Origin of the sequence: Pseudomonas sp. YNh, assembly GCF_037993085.1 — a bacterium.
Taxonomy (GTDB): Bacteria; Pseudomonadota; Gammaproteobacteria; order Pseudomonadales; family Pseudomonadaceae; genus Aquipseudomonas; species Aquipseudomonas putida.
Map to the genome: position 1 here is coordinate 91,564 of NZ_JBBMRJ010000010.1, position 17,632 is coordinate 109,195.

The 17,632-nt window shown below is 63.8% G+C and carries 21 protein-coding genes; 7 read left to right on the forward strand and 14 right to left on the reverse strand.

Annotated features, from left to right (window positions below):
- The first annotated feature begins 99 nt into the window (after positions 1 to 99).
- Positions 100 to 1,947 carry a TonB-dependent receptor domain-containing protein gene (locus tag WF331_RS12895; RefSeq protein ID WP_340622978.1) on the forward strand — a complete coding sequence of 616 codons (1,848 nt, stop codon included), beginning with the start codon at positions 100 to 102 and terminating at the stop codon, positions 1,945 to 1,947.
- Here the strand turns inward: WF331_RS12895 and WF331_RS12900 are convergent.
- The 12 genes from WF331_RS12900 to nrdR all read right to left on the reverse strand — a co-directional run bounded on the left by WF331_RS12900 (position 1,925) and on the right by nrdR (position 10,730).
- Complete coding sequence (locus tag WF331_RS12900) at positions 1,925 to 2,737, reverse strand: cobalamin-binding protein (protein WP_084966982.1); 813 nt, start codon at positions 2,735 to 2,737, stop codon at positions 1,925 to 1,927. The two genes, WF331_RS12895 and WF331_RS12900, sit on opposite strands and share 23 nt — an antisense overlap.
- On the reverse strand, positions 2,737 to 3,156 hold the full coding sequence (locus WF331_RS12905) for a hypothetical protein (RefSeq protein WP_016497785.1): 420 nt from the start codon (positions 3,154 to 3,156) through the stop codon (positions 2,737 to 2,739). Before WF331_RS12905 ends, WF331_RS12900 begins: the two co-directional genes overlap by 1 nt.
- Positions 3,153 to 3,770: a GTP cyclohydrolase II gene (gene ribA, locus WF331_RS12910; protein WP_016484701.1), complete on the reverse strand. Its 618-nt coding sequence runs from the start codon at positions 3,768 to 3,770 to the stop codon at positions 3,153 to 3,155. The genes WF331_RS12905 and ribA overlap by 4 nt, the downstream gene beginning before the upstream one ends.
- A gap of 233 nt (positions 3,771 to 4,003) precedes the next feature.
- Positions 4,004 to 4,747 (reverse strand): substrate-binding periplasmic protein, encoded by a 744-nt coding sequence (locus tag WF331_RS12915; RefSeq protein WP_049277429.1) that lies wholly within the window; start codon positions 4,745 to 4,747, stop codon positions 4,004 to 4,006.
- 15 nt (positions 4,748 to 4,762) lie between these two features.
- Entirely contained in the window at positions 4,763 to 5,266 is a 504-nt protein-coding gene (locus WF331_RS12920) for a phosphatidylglycerophosphatase A family protein (RefSeq protein WP_003255391.1), read from the reverse strand.
- The gene (gene thiL / locus WF331_RS12925; protein ID WP_284365263.1) at positions 5,263 to 6,231 is read right to left on the reverse strand and encodes a thiamine-phosphate kinase; all 969 of its coding nucleotides are present in this window, start codon (positions 6,229 to 6,231) and stop codon (positions 5,263 to 5,265) included. Before thiL ends, WF331_RS12920 begins: the two co-directional genes overlap by 4 nt.
- A gap of 18 nt (positions 6,232 to 6,249) precedes the next feature.
- A complete protein-coding gene (nusB, locus tag WF331_RS12930) occupies positions 6,250 to 6,750 on the reverse strand; it encodes a transcription antitermination factor NusB (protein ID WP_016497782.1) in 501 nt (166 codons plus the stop codon).
- On the reverse strand, positions 6,747 to 7,223 hold the full coding sequence (gene ribH, locus WF331_RS12935) for a 6,7-dimethyl-8-ribityllumazine synthase (protein ID WP_003255395.1): 477 nt from the start codon (positions 7,221 to 7,223) through the stop codon (positions 6,747 to 6,749). The genes nusB and ribH overlap by 4 nt, the downstream gene beginning before the upstream one ends.
- A 91-nt stretch (positions 7,224 to 7,314) precedes the next feature.
- Positions 7,315 to 8,406, reverse strand: a complete 1,092-nt coding sequence (gene ribBA / locus WF331_RS12940; RefSeq protein WP_016497781.1) for a bifunctional 3,4-dihydroxy-2-butanone-4-phosphate synthase/GTP cyclohydrolase II — start codon at positions 8,404 to 8,406, stop codon at positions 7,315 to 7,317.
- 18 nt (positions 8,407 to 8,424) lie between these two features.
- Positions 8,425 to 9,090: a riboflavin synthase gene (locus WF331_RS12945; RefSeq protein ID WP_016497780.1), complete on the reverse strand. Its 666-nt coding sequence runs from the start codon at positions 9,088 to 9,090 to the stop codon at positions 8,425 to 8,427.
- A 42-nt stretch (positions 9,091 to 9,132) separates the two neighbouring features.
- The gene (ribD, locus tag WF331_RS12950; RefSeq protein ID WP_340622979.1) at positions 9,133 to 10,263 is read right to left on the reverse strand and encodes a bifunctional diaminohydroxyphosphoribosylaminopyrimidine deaminase/5-amino-6-(5-phosphoribosylamino)uracil reductase RibD; all 1,131 of its coding nucleotides are present in this window, start codon (positions 10,261 to 10,263) and stop codon (positions 9,133 to 9,135) included.
- 2 nt (positions 10,264 to 10,265) lie between these two features.
- The gene (nrdR, locus tag WF331_RS12955; protein ID WP_009685710.1) at positions 10,266 to 10,730 is read right to left on the reverse strand and encodes a transcriptional regulator NrdR; all 465 of its coding nucleotides are present in this window, start codon (positions 10,728 to 10,730) and stop codon (positions 10,266 to 10,268) included.
- Between the two features lie 106 nt (positions 10,731 to 10,836).
- Here nrdR and WF331_RS12960 point away from each other — a divergent pair, with 106 nt between their 5' ends.
- Genes WF331_RS12960 through trxA form a run of 3 tightly spaced genes read left to right on the forward strand, consistent with a single transcriptional unit; the run spans position 10,837 to position 12,853 of the window.
- A complete protein-coding gene (locus WF331_RS12960) occupies positions 10,837 to 11,289 on the forward strand; it encodes a YbaY family lipoprotein (RefSeq protein ID WP_016497778.1) in 453 nt (150 codons plus the stop codon).
- Positions 11,290 to 11,949 (forward strand): class I SAM-dependent methyltransferase, encoded by a 660-nt coding sequence (locus WF331_RS12965; RefSeq protein ID WP_340622980.1) that lies wholly within the window; start codon positions 11,290 to 11,292, stop codon positions 11,947 to 11,949.
- Positions 11,950 to 11,980: 31 nt separating this feature from the next.
- Complete coding sequence (gene trxA, locus WF331_RS12970) at positions 11,981 to 12,853, forward strand: thioredoxin (RefSeq protein ID WP_016497776.1); 873 nt, start codon at positions 11,981 to 11,983, stop codon at positions 12,851 to 12,853.
- Positions 12,854 to 12,918: 65 nt separating this feature from the next.
- Here the strand turns inward: trxA and WF331_RS12975 are convergent, their stop codons facing one another.
- Together WF331_RS12975 and WF331_RS12980 are read right to left on the reverse strand one after the other, a co-directional pair.
- Entirely contained in the window at positions 12,919 to 14,457 is a 1,539-nt protein-coding gene (locus tag WF331_RS12975; protein WP_340622981.1) for a hypothetical protein, read from the reverse strand.
- A 101-nt stretch (positions 14,458 to 14,558) separates the two neighbouring features.
- A complete protein-coding gene (locus WF331_RS12980) occupies positions 14,559 to 14,921 on the reverse strand; it encodes a hypothetical protein (RefSeq protein WP_016497774.1) in 363 nt (120 codons plus the stop codon).
- 130 nt (positions 14,922 to 15,051) lie between these two features.
- Between WF331_RS12980 and WF331_RS12985 the strand changes: the two genes are divergently transcribed.
- From WF331_RS12985 to WF331_RS12995, 3 genes are read left to right on the forward strand one after another with little or no spacing between them, the layout of a single operon-like run.
- A complete protein-coding gene (locus WF331_RS12985; RefSeq protein ID WP_016497773.1) occupies positions 15,052 to 15,621 on the forward strand; it encodes a DUF2796 domain-containing protein in 570 nt (189 codons plus the stop codon).
- A complete protein-coding gene (locus WF331_RS12990; RefSeq protein ID WP_016497772.1) occupies positions 15,622 to 16,332 on the forward strand; it encodes an ABC transporter ATP-binding protein in 711 nt (236 codons plus the stop codon).
- A complete protein-coding gene (locus tag WF331_RS12995; protein WP_016497771.1) occupies positions 16,332 to 17,597 on the forward strand; it encodes an ABC transporter permease in 1,266 nt (421 codons plus the stop codon). The genes WF331_RS12990 and WF331_RS12995 overlap by 1 nt, the downstream gene beginning before the upstream one ends.
- The last annotated feature ends 35 nt before the right edge of the window (positions 17,598 to 17,632 follow it).

Genomic DNA, 17,632 nt, shown 5'->3' on the forward strand with positions numbered 1-17,632 from the left:
TGACAGGCCGCACAACACAATCGCCCCAAGACTCGCCCACCTGTAGGAGCGGCCCTGTGTCGCGATCGAGGGCGCAGCCCTCGCAAAATGGTACTGCCCATGAAAGCCCCAAGCTTTGCTACATTGCTCTGCCTCCCCCTCCCCCTGCTGGCCGCCGAGCGCGACGACGCCCTCAAGCTCCCCGACGTGCTGATCAGCGCCAGCCGCCAGGTCGAGTCGCGCACCGCCACCAGTGCTGCAAACACCGTCTTCACCCGCACTGACATCGACCGCCTGCAACCCACCAGCGTCACCGACCTGCTCAGCCGCGTGCCCGGCGTGCAAGTGGCGCCTACCGGTGGCCGTGGCAGTCTGCCCGGCATCTTCATTCGCGGCACCAAGGCCGCACAAAGCCTGGTACTGGTGGATGGTGTGCGCATTGCCAACGCCACCTCCGGCGACAGCGGCCTGCAGTTTCTCGACGTTGACCAGATCGAGCGGGTGGAAGTGCTGCGCGGCTCGCGCTCAGCGGTGTACGGCAGCGATGCCATTGGTGGGGTAATCCAGATCTTCACCCGGCGTAGCAACGGCCCCGGCCTGCAGCCGCGCCTGCGAATGGCCGCCGGCAGCAACCAGACGTTCCAACGCAGCCTGGGGCTTTCAGGCGGGGATGGCGCAACCCGCTTCAACCTCGGCGCCAGCCTGGATGAAACGGCCGGCATCGACTCGACCGGGCCGTCCTTCGCCAGCGATGGCGGCCACGACGCTTACCGCAACAAGGCATTCAACCTGAGCCTGAGCCACACCTTCGGTGAGCGCTTCGAGGCCGGGCTGAACCTGCTCGACAGCCGTGGCCGCAGTGAGTACGACGAGCCGCGCGGTGCAAGCCCTCAAGTGCCGTATTCGAATTTCGCTGTCAGCAGCATAGGCAGCTACTTGGATGCTCAGGTCAGCGAGCAGTGGAATACAAGGCTCGAACTGGCGCATAGCGAAAACCGCGACGACAGCCGAGACAAGCTCAGGCATTCAAGCGCCCCGTTCAACACCTATCGCGACCAGGCAACCTGGCAAAACAATTTGGTCATGGATGAACGCAACAACCTGCTGCTGGGTGCGGATTGGTACGAAGACCGTGTGCACGCCAGCACCGACTTCACCGAAGACAGCCGCTGGAACCGCGCCGTCTTCGTCCAGCACCGCTACCAGGGCGAACGGTTTTCCACCGAAGTGGGTGTGCGCCATGACCGTAACCAGCAGTTCGGCGGCCAGACCACCTGGAGCGGCAGCTTGGCCGTACCGTTGAACGCACAGAATGATGTGCTGCTGTCCTACAGCGAAGGCTTTCGGGCGCCAACCTTCAACGACCTGTACTACCCCCAGTTCAGCAACCCGGACCTGGACCCCGAGCACTCCAGAAGCTACGAGCTGCAATGGCGCAGCCAGCTGACTGCGGACAGCCGCCTGGAAGCCTCGCTGTACCGCACCGACCTGCGCGATGCGATCGTGTTCGGCCAGGGCTCGATACCCCGCAACGTTGCCTCGGCCCGTATCAACGGCTTCGAAATGGCCTTGGCGCAACAATGGGGCGCCTGGCACAGCCAACTGGGCCTGGCACTGATCGATCCTCGTGACCGTGACAGCGGCCACACCCTCGCCCGCCGTGCACGCCGCACGCTGAGCCTGGACCTGGACCGTGAACTCGGGCGTTTCACCGTGGGCGCAGGCTGGCAAGCGGTCAGCGGCAGCTATGACGATGAGGCCAACCGCAACCGCATCGGCGGCTATGGCCTGCTCGGTTTGCGCGGTAGTTGGGCAGCCACTGACGAACTGAAACTGGAAGCGAAGCTGGATAACCTGCTGGACCACACTCACAGCCGTGCCCTGTACAGCTACGAGGGTGCCTACTATCCCTACCGCGAAGAAGGCCGCACGCTGTTGTTCAGCGTTACCTGGACGCCGGCGCTTTAGCCGCGAGCAACGCGCACAAGCGTGCGGTGGCTTCGATCATCTGCCCGCTGGGCCGCTCCAGACCTTTGTCGGGCACCACCAGCAAGCGGCCATCGGCAACCGCACGCAATTGCGGCCAGGCCTTCCAGCTCGCCAGTTGCGCTGGATCGCCAGCCAGGATGACCTGTGGGTTGCGCAGCAGCACAGACTCCACATTCACCTGCGGTGCCGGCTGGTTGAGGTCGGCGAACACATTGCGCGCCCCGCACACTGCCAAGGCATCGCTCACCACCTGCCGGCCACCCAGGGTGTACAACGGCTGGTCCCATACCTGGTAGAACACCTGCAATGGCTCGTCACGCCGGTACTGCTCACGTAACTGCTGCAGCCGCTCTCGCAGGGCCTGGGCGTACTGATGGCCTTGTTCGGCACGGCCGATACGCTCGGCGATGGCTTCGATCTGCGCGATCAACTGGTCGATATCATGGGGTTCCGCACTGAAGGTGGCGATGCCCAGGCGCTTGAGCTGGTCGCGCTGGGCGGGTGGCACGCTGCCCGGCCAGAGCAACAACAGCTCGGGGCGCAGGCTGAGCAGGCGCTCCATGTTCAGTTGCCCTTGGCGCCCAACCGACGGCAGGTCGCGCAGCGCTGCTGGCCGCTCGCCACCGTCGAGCACCCCCACCAGCAGGTCGTCGGCCCGCAGTTCGAGCATGATTTCAGTCATCGAGGGCGCCAGGCTGACCACCCGCAGGGGGTCAGCGGCCAGCACGGTGCAGGCGAACAGCGCCAGCAGGCCTGGCAGCAGGCGCATCAGCCGAGCTGGCGTGGAATGCGATAGAGGTACAGCACCACCACGGTAGACAGTGCCAGCAGGATTTGCGGCACCGCCTCAAGGCCGACCAGCACCGACAGCGCGGCGACCCAGGCCGGGAAGCAGGCGTACAACATGGCCATGCGCCGTACCCGGGCCAGTTCGATCCAGGCAGCGGGCTCTTCGCCCGTGCCGAGCACCTTGGAGGTGGCGATCAGTGCGCGCTTGTAGGCGCCGAAGCGCGGCAGGCTGAGGAACATGGTCGCCGCGCCGGCGATGAACAGTGGCATGGCCAGCACCGGGATCAGCGCGTCACCACCACCAAAGGCCCAGGCCATGACCGGCAGCGGCACCAGGCCCATCGCCAGATACTGCCACCAGGCCAGTGCCAGGCGCCGCTTGACCTCGGCACGGGTCACGCCTGGGGCACCTCGCCCTGGTGTTCATTGCCCAGCATGTGGCCGAGTTTGCCGGCCTTGGTCGCCAGGTAGTAACGGTTGTGCGGGTTGTGGCCGGTGTGCAGCGGCACACGTTCGGCAACCACGATGTTCATGTCGGTCAGCGCTTTGACCTTGCGCGGGTTATTGGTCATCAGTCGCAGGGCTTTCACACCCAAGTGCTCCAGCATCGGCAAGCAGATGGCGTAGTCGCGCTGGTCGGCGGCAAAGCCCAGGCGTTCATTGGCTTCGACGGTATCGGCGCCACCATCCTGCAGCTCGTAGGCGCGGATCTTGTTCAACAGGCCGATGCCACGGCCTTCCTGACGCAGATACAACAGTACCCCACGGCCCTCACGGGCGATGGCCTGCAGCGCGGCTTCCAACTGCGAACCGCAGTCGCAGCGCTGGCTGAACAAGGCATCGCCGGTCAGGCACTCGGAGTGCAGGCGCCCCAGCACCGGCTGGCCGTCCGCAATGTCACCCAAGCTGAGCACTACGTGCTCGCGGCCAGTGGCTTCGTCGAGGAAGCCATGCATGGTGAAGGTCGCGAATGGCGTCGGGAGTTTAGAGGCGGCAACAAAGACGACGGGCACGTTGTGCTCCTGGAATAAGTTGGAAATTTCTCGTGGGCCGATTGTATCAGCCGGTTGCAGGCTGTGGGCGGGCTGAATACCGCGGGTTAATATCGAAAAGTTCGATGCTTAGGTTAACCAGGCTCGGCCCTATCGCCGGCAAGCCGGCTCCCACAGGTACTGCACAGGATTCGAAGCTGTGGTGATCCTGTGGGAGCTGGCTTGCCGGCGATGGGGTGCAAAGCGCCCCTGCTTCAATGCGGTTTGCTGTCTGCAGTGAACGGATAAGGCTGTTTCCAGTGCTCGAAAATCGGCTTCAGCTCGCCGCTGCGCACCAGTTCGTCCATGCGCTTGTCGAACAGGTCACACAGCGCCTTCGCCTGGCCGTTGCGGGCAAACGCCAGGTACAGCGGCAGCTCGGCCACATGGGTACGACGGAAGCGCTCGGGCTGGGATGACTGGCTCAGGACATAATCGACTTCGGTCTGTGCATCGATGTAGAAGTCCACCCGGTCATGCTCGAGCATCGGCAGAATGCCTTCGCGACGCTGAATTTCACGGTATTCATGCACATCTGGCAGGTAGCTGCCGTAGTCGTAGCCGCGTACCCAGGCCAGGCGATACTTGCCCACATTCTGCGCAGTAGGCGCAGGTTTGCTGGCCAGCCCCAGGGCGTAGATGTGGTCCATGTCGAAGTGCCAGCGCGGGTACAGGTTGTCGGCATTCTCTTGCTTGTACGAGCCCACCCAGGCATCGGCTTCGCCACGTTTGACCAGCCCGACTGCACGGCTGTAGGGCGCGCTCTGCGGCACCACCTTGACCCCTGCCGGCTCGAACACCTTGCGCAGCACGTCCCAGGCCACCCCGGTACCGTCAGCGTTGGTGTAATCGAGCCACTCCTCACTGACCAGGTGGATCTGCTTCGGCACGCCTTCAGCAGCCGCCACCCATGGGGCAACGCTCAGCAGCATTGCCAACAGCAACGTCCTTATGGCCATTCACGCGCTCCCTGTTCAGGCAACCGCCCACACCAGAACCTGCATGCCCAGCCAGGCAAACACGCCGGCCAGGATATCGTCGAGCATGATGCCGACGCCCCCGTGCACATGGCGGTCGATCCAGCGGATCGGCCATGGCTTGAGGATGTCGAAGAAGCGGAACATCAGGAACCCTGCCAGCAGCCACTGCCAGCCTTCTGGCACCAGCCAGAGGGTGATCCACATGCCGACGATCTCATCCCAGACAATGCCTTCATGGTCGTGTACGCGCAAGTCATTGGCGACTTTGCCGCACAACCAGAAGCCAAACAGCATGCTCACGCCCAGCAATAGCCAGTAGCCCCAGTCAGGCAACATCTGCCACAACGGGATGAACGGTATGGCCACCAGCGAGCCCCAGGTACCCGGGGCCTTGGGCAAGGTGCCAGAACCAAAGCCAAACGCGATGAAGTGCCACGGGTTGCGCCAGACCGAAGGCGGAACGAACTCCGCAGGCACCTGATTGGGGTGATCGGTCACGGTGTCTCCCTAAAGTGTTGATAGCCCCGCTGAACGGGGGTGATGTCCCGGCCCTGCACGTCGCGCAAGGTCACGCCCTGCCCTTCGAGCACACGGCCAATGGTATGCACCTCGACGAGGCCGAGGCCAGCCAGAGGCGCCAGCGCCTCAGGCGGCAGCGTGAAGGCCAGCACGTAGTCGTCGCCACCGGTAAGGGCGGCCTGCACGGCAGCCTCGCGCCCGAGAAACGCCTCTACAGCAGGAGACACCGGCACCTGGGCCAGGTTCACCTCCAGTGCTACGCCGGACGCCTTGGCGATATGCCCGCAATCTGCGAGCAGGCCGTCGGAAATGTCCAGCGCCGCCGAGGCCCGGCCACGCAGCAGCGTGCCGAGGGTGAGCTGCGGCATTGGCGACCAGTAATGGGCCAGCAGCGGCTCGGCCTGCTCGGCAGGTGCCTCGCGTTCTCCCAGCACCAGCGGCAGCGCGCCGGCCGCCTTGCCCAGCACACCACCGACGCACAGCAGGTCGCCTGGGCGCGCACCGCTACGGCGCAACGCCTGGCCTGCCGGCACGCGGCCAAACACGGTGACGGTGATGCTCAGCGGGCCCCGGGTGGTGTCCCCCCCGATCAGGCTCATGCGGCAACGGTGGGCCATGCGGCTGAGGCCGTCGGCATACGCCGCCAGCCAGTCAGGGCCAACGTCCGGCAGGGTCAGGGCGAGGGTGAAGCCGATCGCAGTCGCGCCCATGGCGGCCAGGTCACTGGCGGCCACGGCCAACGAACGCTGGCCAAGCAGCAGCGGATCGCAGACAGCGGGAAAATGCACCCCGGCGACCAGGGTGTCGGTCGACACCGCCAGTTGCTCACCGGGGGGAAGGGCTAGCAGGGCGCAGTCGTCGCCGATACCCAGGGCCACGCCCTCGCCGCCCTGCGCACAAGGCGCGGCGGCGAAGTAATGGTTGATCAGCTCGAACTCACCCATGGCTCTACAGCGCCAGAATCAGCGCTTGTTCGCCTTGACTTCGGCTTCACGCAGCGACGGTGCCAGCTTGTCCAGCACGCCGTTGACGAACTTGTGGCCATCGGTGGCACCGAAGACCTTGGCCAGCTCGACACCTTCGTTGATCACCACGCGGTACGGTACGTCGACGCGCTTGATGAACTCCCAGGTGGACAGACGCAGCACGGCCAACTCGACCGGGTCGAGCTCTTCCAGCGTCATGGTCATGCAAGGCACCAGCGCCTTGTCGATTTCGCCCTTGATTGCCGGAACCCCATGCAGGATTTCACGGAAATAGGCACCGTCGACGTCGGTGAAATCGTTATCCACCCGGAACTGCGCTTCGATCTCGTTCAGCGAATGCTGCGCCATGTGCCACTGGTACAGTGCCTGGGTCGCGAGCTTGCGGGCTTCGCGGCGCTTGGCGCTTTTCGAGGGCTTGCCGGCATCCGCAGGTTTTGGATCGCGCGGGTTGAAACGATCGCTTTCGTCGCTAATCACTTGGCCTCCAACTGCGCCAGCAGGCTGACCATTTCCAGTGCGGACAGGGCAGCTTCAGCACCTTTGTTGCCGGCTTTGGTGCCGGAACGCTCGATGGCTTGTTCGATGGAGTCGACGGTCAGTACGCCGAAGGCCACCGGAACACCGAACTCCATGGACACCTGGGCCAGGCCCTTGGTGCATTCGCCCGCCACGTATTCGAAGTGCGGGGTACCACCACGGATCACGGCGCCCAGGGCGATGATCGCGTCGTAGGCGCCTTGCTGGGCGACCTTCTGTGCTACCAACGGGATTTCAAATGCGCCCGGGGCACGGATGATGGTGATGTCGCTTTCGCTGACACCGTGGCGTACCAGGGCATCAACGGCACCGCTTACCAGGCTTTCAACGACGAAGCTGTTGAAGCGGCCAACCACCAAAGCATAGCGACCTTTGGGGGCGATGAAGGTACCTTCGATGGTCTTCAGGGTCATTCCGATATTCTCATCTTCAAGAGCGAGGCCGCATACAAGCGGCCTCGACAGGGGTCTGGACTCGAGCAGAGGGCGTCAATGCCGCCTCAAGTCACTCGGAGGGCACGTATTCTACAACTTCCAGATCGAATCCGGATATCGCGTTGAACTTCATCGGCGAACTCATCAGGCGCATCTTGCGCACACCAAGGTCGCGCAGGATCTGCGAACCGGCACCCACGGTGCTGTAGGTGGTCGGTGCCTTGGCCGGTGCATCGCCTGCGCTTTCGCGGATGTGCGCCAGCAGCACGTCGCCATCCAGCGGGTGGCCCAGCAGCAGTACCACGCCGCTGCCGGCTTCGGCCACGGCGGCCATGGCAGCACGCAGGCTCCAGCGGCCTGGCTGCTTGACCAGCAGCAGGTCGCGCAGCGGGTCCATGTTGTGCACACGCACCAGGGTCGGCTCTTCGGCGCAGATCTTGCCCAGGGTCAGGGCCAGGTGCACGTCGCCTTCCACCGCGTCGCGGTAGGTGACCAGGTTGAACTCGCCCAGCTCGCTTTCCACCGGCTGCTCGGAAACACGCTGCACGGTGCGCTCGTGAATCATGCGGTAGTGGATCAGGTCGGCAATGGTGCCGATCTTCAGGCCGTGCTCGGCGGCGAACACTTCCAGCTCGGCGCGGCGCGACATGGTGCCGTCGTCGTTCATCACTTCGCAGATCACGCCGCTTGGCTCGAAACCGGCCATGCGCGCCAGGTCGCAGGCAGCTTCGGTGTGGCCGGCGCGGGCCAGGGTACCGCCGGGCTGGGCCATCAGCGGGAAGATGTGACCAGGGCTGACGATGTCTTCGGCCTTGGCGTCCTTGGCGGCAGCGGCCTGCACCGTGCGTGCACGGTCGGCGGCGGAGATGCCGGTGGTGACGCCTTCGGCGGCTTCGATCGACACGGTGAACTTGGTGCCGAAGCCCGAGCCGTTGCGCGGCGCCATCAGCGGCAGCTTCAGCGTTTCGCAACGCTCGCGGGTCATCGGCATGCAGATCAGGCCACGGGCGTGCTTGGCCATGAAGTTGATGTGCTCGGGCAGGCAGCATTCGGCTGCCATGATGATGTCGCCTTCGTTCTCGCGGTCTTCGTCATCCATGAGGATGACCATTTTGCCCTGGCGGATGTCTTCGACCAGTTCTTCGATGCTGTTGAGCGCCACGCGGCACCCCCTTCTCAATCAGGATTTCAAGAAGCCGTTGGCGGCCAGGAAGCTTTCGGTAATGCCACTGCCCTTGCTCGGTTCGGCAGCCTTGTCACCCAGCAGCAAGCGCTCCAGATAACGGGCCAGCAGGTCGACCTCAAGGTTTACCCGACGCCCTGCGCGGTAGTCGGCCATGATGGTTTCGGACAGGGTGTGCGGGACAATGGTCAGCTCGAACTCGGCGCCATTGACCTCATTGACCGTCAGGCTGGTGCCGTCGACGGTGATCGAACCCTTGTGGGCGATGTACTTGGCCAGCTCCTTGGGTGCACGCACACGGAACTGGATGGCGCGGGCGTTATCGCTGCGCGAGATGATTTCGCCGACGCCGTCGACATGGCCGCTGACCAGGTGCCCACCCAGGCGGGTGGTGGGGGTCAGGGCTTTCTCCAGGTTGACCTTGCTGCCGCTCTTGAGGTCGATGAACGCGGTGCGCTTGAGGGTTTCGACGCTGACGTCGGCCCAGAAGCCATTGCCCGGCAGTTCGACAGCGGTCAGGCATACCCCATTGACGGCGATGCTGTCGCCCAGCTTGACGTCACCCAGGTCGAGCTTGCCGGTTTCGACGTAGACGCGCACGTCACCACCCTTGGGGGTGAGGCTGCGGATGGTGCCGATGGATTCGATGATGCCGGTAAACATGGGGTCTTCCTCAAAAACGGTTTGCACGGGGCAAGCCCGGCATTATACGCCGGGTGCCGGCAGGGGGATGGCTGTGACCCGCCAGTCATCGCCCACTGCCCGCATTTCGGTAATTTTCAATCGCGGCGCTTCGCTCATCCTGTCCAGCGGCCAGTCCAGCAACGGGCGGGCCTGGGAGCCGAGGAAGGTGCCGGCAACGAACAGCTGATATTCGTCGACCAGGCCTTGGCGGGCAAAGGCACCGACCAGGCCGGCACCGGCTTCCAGCAGGATTTCGTTGACACCGCGAGCGGCCAGGGCCTGCAGCAGCGCCGGCAGGTCGACCTGACCATTGTCACCTGGCAGGCTCAACAATTCGTGGCCGGCAGCGGCATAGCGCGGGTCATCTGCGACAGCGGTCACCACCAGTGCCGGGCCAGCCTGGAAGAACGGCGCATCCAGTGGCAGGCGCAGGCGGCCATCGACCAGTACGCGCAGCGGCGTTCGGCTGAGAGCCAGGGCTGTGGTTTCGGCATCCAGGCCCAGCTCGGCGCCACGCACGGTCATGCGGGCGTTGTCGGCCAGCACGCTGGCAGCGCTGGTCAGCACCACGCTGGAGCGGGCGCGCAGGCGCTGTACCGCCGAACGGGCAGCCGAGCCGGTAATCCACTGGCTTTCGCCACTGGCCATGGCGGTGCGGCCGTCCAGGCTCATGGCCAACTTGGCGCGCACGAACGGCAGGCCAGTTTCCATGCGCTTGAGAAAGCCCGGGTTGAGTGCGCGGGCCTCGGCTTCGAGCACGCCACTGGCCACCTCGATACCGGCCTCGGCGAGGCGCCGCAGGCCTTGCCCCGCCACTTGCGGGTTAGGGTCCTGCATGGCTGCCACAACCCGCGCCACACCAGCCTTGACCAGCGCCTCGGCACACGGCGGCGTGCGCCCATGGTGGCTGCACGGTTCAAGGGTAACGTAGGCACAAGCGCCACGGGCACGCTCACCGGCCTGGCGCAGGGCATGCACTTCGGCATGCGGCTCGCCGGCGCGCACGTGCCAACCTTCGCCGACCACTTCGCCATCACGCACGATCACGCAGCCTACGCGCGGGTTGGGGTGGGTGGTATACAGACCCTTGCGCGCCAGCTCCAGCGCGCGGGCCATGTAGTGGGCGTCAAGGATGGCGGCTTGGCTGGGCATGTTCACTCTTTAGCCGGCTCACGGGCCAGGCGGTCGATTTCTTCGCGGAACTCGTCCAGGTCCTGGAAGCGCCGGTACACCGAGGCAAAGCGGATATAAGCCACCTCGTCGAGCTTGCGCAGCTCGGCCATGACCATTTCACCCACCACCAGCGATTTGACTTCGCGCTCGCCAGTGGCACGCAGGCGGCTCTTGATGTGGGCCAGCGCCGCTTCCAGGCGCTCGACGCTGACCGGGCGCTTTTCCAGGGCCCGTTGCATGCCGGCGCGCAGCTTGTCTTCGTCGAAAGGCTGGCGCGTGCCGTCCTGCTTGATCAGCCGGGGCAGCACCAGTTCGGCGGTTTCGAAGGTGGTGAAGCGCTCGCCACAGGCCACGCATTCGCGGCGGCGGCGCACCTGCTCGCCCTCGGCAACGAGGCGAGAGTCGATGACCTTGGTGTCGTTGGCACCGCAAAAGGGACAGTGCATGGTGGCAGGCAACAAAAAAAGGGAGGGCCATGGTAGCGCATTGCACTGGCAAGACAAGCCAAAGGGGTTAACATCCATGGGAAATCTGCCCGTTAAGGACTCCCCCATGCACTACCGAGCGCTCGTCGTGCTGTGCTGCGCCGCCCTGCTCGCCGCTTGCGGCAGCGACAGGCCGAAGACCGATACACCCCCGGCGCCCACACCAACCCGCTCGGCCAAACCGGCCGAAGTATTGGGCCCGTTGCCGGCCTACCAGCGTGAACTGAGCGGCACCTTGCTGGAAATCCCGGCCGGTGCCGACGTGGAACTGGCCTTGCTGGTCATCGACGAACGCGACCGCCCGCAACGCCTGCTGGCCAGCAGCAACCTGACCGGCACCGGGCAAGCGTTGCCCTACCACCTTCGCTTCAACCCCGAGGCCTTCCCGGCCGGCGCGAGGGTCGAGCTACGTGGCCGCGCCAGCCGTTCCGGCCAGTTGATCATGCACCTGCCGCCGGTACGTATCAGCCAGGCCCAGACCCAGGCCACCGGCCCGCTGCGTTTCGAGAAGGCACCTTAAGTGGCGCCACTGGCCCTGCAACAGGCTCTCGGCGGCTTGATCGGCGAAGCGCGCCTGATCGTCAGCGAGCTGCCCGGCTGTGACCTGAAGCTGTGGTTGATCGACGACCAGAACATGGACCGTGCCTTCAGCAGCGACGAAACCCGGCGCATTCTTGAAGAGCCGCCCTACTGGAGCTTTTGCTGGGCCAGTGGCCTGGCCATGGCCCGCTACCTGGCCGAACGCCCGGAATGGGTGGCCGGCAAACGCGTGCTGGACTTTGGCGCCGGCTCCGGTATCGCCGGCATTGCCGCCGCGCGCTCCGGGGCACTGGAAGTGGTGGCCTGCGACCTCGACCCGCTGGCCCTCCATGCCTGCCGCGCCAACGCCGCGCTGAACGGGGTAGCGCTCAGTTACAGCAGCGACTTCTTTGCCGAGGACGACCGCTTCGACCTGATCCTGGTCGCCGATGTGCTGTATGACCGCGCCAATCTGCCGCTGCTGGATGCCTTCCTCAGCCGCGGCCGCCAGGCGCTGGTGGCCGACTCGCGGGTACGCGACTTCAGCCACCCGCTGTACCAGCAGTTGGGCGTGCTCGAAGCACTGACCCTGCCGGACCTGGCCGAGCCACACGAATTCCGCAGGGTCAGCCTGTACCACGCCAGCCGCGACGCCTTATAGTGGTGCCATTGATGAGTTAGCGAGAGTCGCGATGACCCAAGACACGCCTTACATTTTCGACGCTACCGATGCCACCTTTCAGCAACTGGTGATCGAGAACTCTTTCCACAAGCCGGTGCTGGTGGACTTCTGGGCCGAGTGGTGTGCGCCGTGCAAGGCACTGATGCCGTTGCTGGCCAAGATCACCGAGGGTTACCAGGGCGAGTTGCTGCTGGCCAAGATCAACTGCGACGTGGAGCAACAGGTGGTTGCCCAGTTCGGTATCCGCAGCCTGCCGACCGTTGTGCTGTTCAAGGACGGCCAGCCGGTGGACGGTTTTGCCGGGGCTCAGCCGGAATCGGCGATTCGCGCCATGCTCGAGCCACACGTGCAGATGCCCGCCGCCCCCACCGCTTCGCCACTGGAGCAGGCCAAGGCGCTGTTTGCCGAAAGCCGCTTTGCCGAAGCTGAAGCGCTGTTGCAGGCGCTGCTGGGTGAAGACAACAGCAATGCCGAGGCGCTGATCCTGTACGCCCGCTGCCTGGCCGAGCGCGGTGAACTGGGCGAGGCCCAGGTGGTGCTGGATGCGGTCAAGACCGACGAGCACAAAGCTGCGCTGGCCGGTGCCAAGGCCCAGCTGACCTTCCTGCGCCAGGCGGCCAGCCTGCCGGAAGTGGCCGACCTGAAAAGCCGTCTGGCGCAGAACCCGCAGGATGACGAAGCAGCTTACCAACTGAGCATCCAGCAACTGGCGCGTCAGCAGTATGAAGCGGCGCTGGATGGGCTGTTGAAGTTGTTCCAGCGTAACCGTGGCTACGAGAATGGGCTGCCGCAGAAGGCGTTGCTGCAGGTGTTCGAGTTGCTGGGTGGTGATCACCCGCTGGTTGGCGTTTATCGTCGCAAGCTGTCGGCGGCGATGTTCTAAACTGCACCGTAGCCGAACAGCGAGGGCAGATAGCACATCCGCTACCTGCCCATCACCTTTTGACGTCAACCACCATTGCGCATGGCCACGAACTCAGCGGCAGTCAGCAATGGCATGGGAATGATGATTACCGCGAACAGCAAATAATCTGGGTCCCGGTGGATCGCCTGTACAACACTGAACCTGTTCATGGTGCCAGGCGAAAAAATGCCATCTGACACTTTCCCATCCCCTGCCAGCACTTTCCACTCGACAAGCTCCGGCGGTACCACTGTTTCTCCGCCTTCCCACGGCTTATAAAGTAACGTGAGCTGCAGTTGTCCGCCGACCGTGTCGAGTTTGAAGTAATGGGTAGGCCTGGCATTGAGTACGACCATGGTCGAGAAATACGGAAGTAGCGCAAAGCCCGAGAGAATCCGGACAATATCGACGGGGTTTCTTGTCATTGAACTGAGCAGGGCAGCCTCCTGGCCGGTCAACGGGTTTTCGCCATAAATCACTCCCCCCTCGTCTTGCGGGATGTAATCACAGGAGCGGCCGTTAGGCACTAACTGCCCAACAGCAGGCGACGTGAATTCCCAGATCGGCGTGGCAGGGTTGACGGTATTCAGCACCAATCGCTGGCCGGCGCTGCCTGCAGATACGATTCGGACCAAGGGATCTATATGCGACGAATAAACGGCAGCGTCTGGCAGTGGTGTCTCAAGACCCGTGGAAGGTTCAACCAGCGTGGCTTTGGCGACCGGATCGCCCCAATCGAAATCGGTGTATGCCACACGCCCTAGCGGGAAGAGTATCTGTGCCAATTCTTCGAAGTCTCGGCCATAAAAGCCTTCGGCAGGGATATCTGTCGATCTTACATAGCAATACCCTAATGCATCTTCTGCTGTTGCCGGCCCCTGCTCACACTCATCTTCCATGCTCGCAGGTATTATGCCGTCGCCATCGCCGGCATTGGCAATATACATGACATGCGAAAGCTGGCCTGGAACGCGGCGCAGATAGAAACGTATATCCTGCATCAACCACTTGCCATAAGTAACATCCGCAGTCTTGGGCAGCACGACGATTTTTTCACCCGCAGGAAGTTTGTCGAAGCGGATCTTGAATGGCAGGCCTGCGTCCGTGTCACGCTCTGGGAATCCTAGAAATCCGACTGAGAAGTCGGAGCCTGCCGACAGCGTAAAAATTGTGTCATCGTTGTATTGGTATGTACCAACGCACTGATCCAGCCTGAAGGTCTGAAACAGTGCCCGGCGCTCATTCCGGCTGCCGGCAACTAGTTCAACGATATCGGCGTAATGGGCACCATGCTCTCTGTGAAACTCGTAACTGGTGTATGACACAAAACGCCTTGCCACAGTGATCGTTTCACCGTCCCCGGTTGGAAACTCCGGCAGCGGACTGCCCAATACACAACGCGTCGTCAGCCAGCCGGTAGGGCGTTGATGGACAAAATCCACAGCGTCGGTGTGGACAGTGTCAGCCCGCATTTCGTAATAATGCCGGCAGAAGGCGTTCAGTTTTTCAGCGTCAAAAACAAAGTGTGTACGCCAACCGCGCAGGTCGTACTGCTGTGCTGTCGGGGCGTTCTGGGTGTGCATGGCAGGCCTTCCTGTATGAAGATCTACACATTCGACACCTTGGAACACTCAATGAAAACTGGCAGAAACATCAGGTGATCGCAGCCCGCATTTGCTCAATACTACCCGTTTGCATTCTCCTGCCAACAGTAGAGCGGAGCATCTTCACCTGCCAGCACGCGGACCTGTGCACAGTGCCGCAAACGCACCAGCAGCCTCTTGCCTGCTGCCGGACTCCCAGCCAGCCCCGTCAGGCTCTCCAGCAACTCTGGCCCTGATAGCCGCCCGGCTTGGCGCAACATTTCGAGCGCTGCCGCCCACTGTCCATCATCCTGGCGCGGGGCCGGCACCACCGCAGCACTCACGGTGCCACCCGGTGGCGGTGCTTGCCCCTCGATTTGCCGCCCCAACTGCGCCCACTCCGCCGGTTCCAGCTCGATGGTCAGGTCCACCGGCCAGTCACCAATCTGTCCACGAATTCTCACGATGCGTTCCTTGAGCCCATGTCAATGTACCCATGCTACCCCAAGATGAAACCTGCGCCACGTGGGCTGGCGATACGCAGAAAAGTTGTTATAACATAACCCAATCTTCCAGCCCGCCCCGGAGTCGTCCATGCGTCGCCTGCTGCTCGCCCTGCCCTTCGCCTTGCTGCCACTGGCCGTGGCCCATGCCCACGATGACCATGATCATGACCACGGCACGCTCGGCGCCCACGAGCATGGCGTGGCCAAGCTCAACGTCGTGCTTGATGACAACACCCTGGAGCTGGAGCTGGACAGCCCGGCAATGAACCTGGTGGGCTTCGAGCATGCCGCCAGCAGCGATGCAGACAAGGCCAAGGTCGCCGCCGTGCGCCAGCAACTCGAACAACCCCTCAAGCTGTTCGGCCTTTCTGCAGCAGCGAACTGCAAGGAAGAACAGCAGGAGCTGGAAAGCCCGCTGTTCGGTGATGCCCTGAAAGCCGACGACGAGGGTGACGAACACGCGCATGGCCACCAGCACAGCGACATCGGTGCCCATTACCAGCTCACCTGCGCCAACCCCGACAAACTGGCACAGGTGGACCTGGCGCCATTGTTCAAGGCCTTCCCGGCCACCCAGAAAATCAACGTGCAACTGATCGGCCCCAACGGCCAGAAAGGCGTGGAAACCACGCCGGCCAAGGCAGCGGTCGCCTTCTGAATGAGCCAGCCGTTGATCGAACTGCATGACCTGGTGTTCGGCTGGCCAGGTCAGCCGCCGTTGCTGGATATTCCGGCATTCCACCTGGACGCGGGTGAAGCCCTGTTCCTCAAGGGCCCCAGCGGCAGTGGCAAGACCACCTTGCTGGGCCTGCTCGGCGGGGTGAACGTGCCGGCCCAGGGCCGCATCCAGTTGCTTGGCCAGGACCTCGGCAAATTGGGCCAGGGCGCCCGCGACCGCTTTCGGGTCGATCACACCGGTTACATCTTCCAGCAGTTCAACCTGCTGCCGTTTCTCTCTGTACGTGAAAACGTCGAGCTGCCCTGCCGCTTCTCGCACAGCCGCAAGGCCCGCGCCGAGCAGCGCCATGGCAGTGTCGACCAGGCGGCCGGCACGCTGCTGGCCCACCTGGGCCTGGGCGACCCCGCCCTGCTCGCCCGCCGCGCCGACAGCCTGTCGATCGGCCAGCAACAGCGGGTCGCCGCCGCACGCGCCCTGATCGGCCAGCCAGAACTGGTGATTGCCGACGAACCGACCTCGGCGCTGGATGCCGACACACGCGAAGCGTTCATCCGCCTGCTGTTCGATGAATGCCGCGCAGCCGGTGCCAGCCTGCTGTTCGTCAGCCACGACCAGAGCCTGGCACCACTGTTCGACCGTCACCTTTCCCTGGCCGACCTCAACCGCGCCGCCAAGCCCCGGGAGGCCTGATGTACCTGCTCCGCCTTGCCCTGGCCAGCCTGGCCAACCGCCGCTTCACCGCCTTTCTCACCGCCTTCGCCATCGCCCTGTCAGTGTGCCTGCTGCTGGCGGTGGAACGTGTTCGCACAGAAGCGCGCGCCAGCTTCGCCAGCACCATCAGCGGCACCGACCTGATCGTCGGCGCCCGCTCCGGTTCGGTGAACCTGCTGCTGTATTCGGTGTTCCGCATTGGCAACGCTACCAACAACATCCGCTGGGACAGCTTCGAGCACTATGCACAGGACCCGCGCGTGAAGTGGGCGATCCCGATCTCGCTGGGCGACTCGCACCGCGGCTACCGAGTGATGGGCACCACGACGGATTACTTCAGCCATTACCAGTACGGCCGCCGCCAGCATCTGGAAATGAGCCAAGGGCGTGAGTTTGCCAGCGACCCGTTCGAGGTGGTGCTCGGCGCCGAAGTGGCCGAGGCGCTGCACTACAAACTGGGTGACAAGCTGGTGCTTGCCCACGGCGTGGCAGCCATCAGCCTGGTCAAGCATGACGACAAGCCGTTCACCGTGGTCGGTGTGCTCAAGCGCACCGGCACACCGGTCGACCGCACCCTGCATATCGGCCTGGGCGGTATGGAGGCCATCCATATCGACTGGCACAACGGCGTACCGGCCCGAGGCGCCGGGCGCATCAGCGCCGAGCAGGCACGCACGATGGACCTGCAACCTGCCGCCATTACCGCGTTCATGCTGGGCCTGAACAACAAGATCGCGACCTTCAGCCTGCAGCGCGAGATCAACGAGTACCGCAGCGAGCCGTTGCTGGCAATCCTGCCAGGCGTGGCCCTGCAAGAGCTGTGGAGCCTGATGGGCACGGCGGAACAAGCGTTGTTCGTGGTGTCGCTGTTCGTGGTGCTGACCGGCTTGATCGGCATGCTGACGGCGATTCTCACCAGCCTCAACGAGCGCCGCCGGGAGATGGCGATCTTGCGTTCGGTCGGGGCCAGGCCGTGGCATATCGCGGGGCTGCTAATACTGGAGGCGCTGTCACTGGCGGCGGTCGGGATCGTGGCCGGGCTTGGCTTGCTGTATGCGGGGATTGCCCTGGCGCAGGGGTACGTGCAGGCCAACTATGGCTTGTATCTGCCACTGGCCCTGCCGAGTGCTCATGAATGGACCTTGCTGGCTATCATCCTGGGGGCGGCGTTGCTGATGGGCAGCGTGCCGGCGTGGCGGGCCTATCGGCAGTCGCTGGCCGATGGCCTGTCCATACACCTCTGAGTGCGCGTAATGATCAGACACCTCACCGCCTGCTT

Excerpts from the sequence above, each read along its gene's own strand:
- WF331_RS12900 (WP_084966982.1), bottom strand. The coding sequence starts at position 2,737 with ATGCGCCTGCTGCCAGGCCTGCTGGCGCTGTTCGCCTGCACCGTGCTG.
- WF331_RS12895 (WP_340622978.1), top strand. The coding sequence starts at position 100 with ATGAAAGCCCCAAGCTTTGCTACATTGCTCTGCCTCCCCCTCCCCCTG.
- ribH (WP_003255395.1), bottom strand. The coding sequence starts at position 7,223 with ATGACCCTGAAGACCATCGAAGGTACCTTCATCGCCCCCAAAGGTCGC.
- WF331_RS12985 (WP_016497773.1), top strand. The coding sequence starts at position 15,052 with ATGCGTCGCCTGCTGCTCGCCCTGCCCTTCGCCTTGCTGCCACTGGCC.
- trxA (WP_016497776.1), top strand. The coding sequence starts at position 11,981 with ATGACCCAAGACACGCCTTACATTTTCGACGCTACCGATGCCACCTTT.
- WF331_RS12995 (WP_016497771.1), top strand. The coding sequence starts at position 16,332 with ATGTACCTGCTCCGCCTTGCCCTGGCCAGCCTGGCCAACCGCCGCTTC.
- thiL (WP_284365263.1), bottom strand. The coding sequence starts at position 6,231 with ATGGGTGAGTTCGAGCTGATCAACCATTACTTCGCCGCCGCGCCTTGT.
- nrdR (WP_009685710.1), bottom strand. The coding sequence starts at position 10,730 with ATGCACTGTCCCTTTTGCGGTGCCAACGACACCAAGGTCATCGACTCT.
- WF331_RS12990 (WP_016497772.1), top strand. The coding sequence starts at position 15,622 with ATGAGCCAGCCGTTGATCGAACTGCATGACCTGGTGTTCGGCTGGCCA.
- WF331_RS12975 (WP_340622981.1), bottom strand. The coding sequence starts at position 14,457 with ATGCACACCCAGAACGCCCCGACAGCACAGCAGTACGACCTGCGCGGT.
- WF331_RS12915 (WP_049277429.1), bottom strand. The coding sequence starts at position 4,747 with ATGGCCATAAGGACGTTGCTGTTGGCAATGCTGCTGAGCGTTGCCCCA.
- WF331_RS12945 (WP_016497780.1), bottom strand. The coding sequence starts at position 9,090 with ATGTTTACCGGCATCATCGAATCCATCGGCACCATCCGCAGCCTCACC.
- WF331_RS12960 (WP_016497778.1), top strand. The coding sequence starts at position 10,837 with ATGCACTACCGAGCGCTCGTCGTGCTGTGCTGCGCCGCCCTGCTCGCC.
- ribD (WP_340622979.1), bottom strand. The coding sequence starts at position 10,263 with ATGCCCAGCCAAGCCGCCATCCTTGACGCCCACTACATGGCCCGCGCG.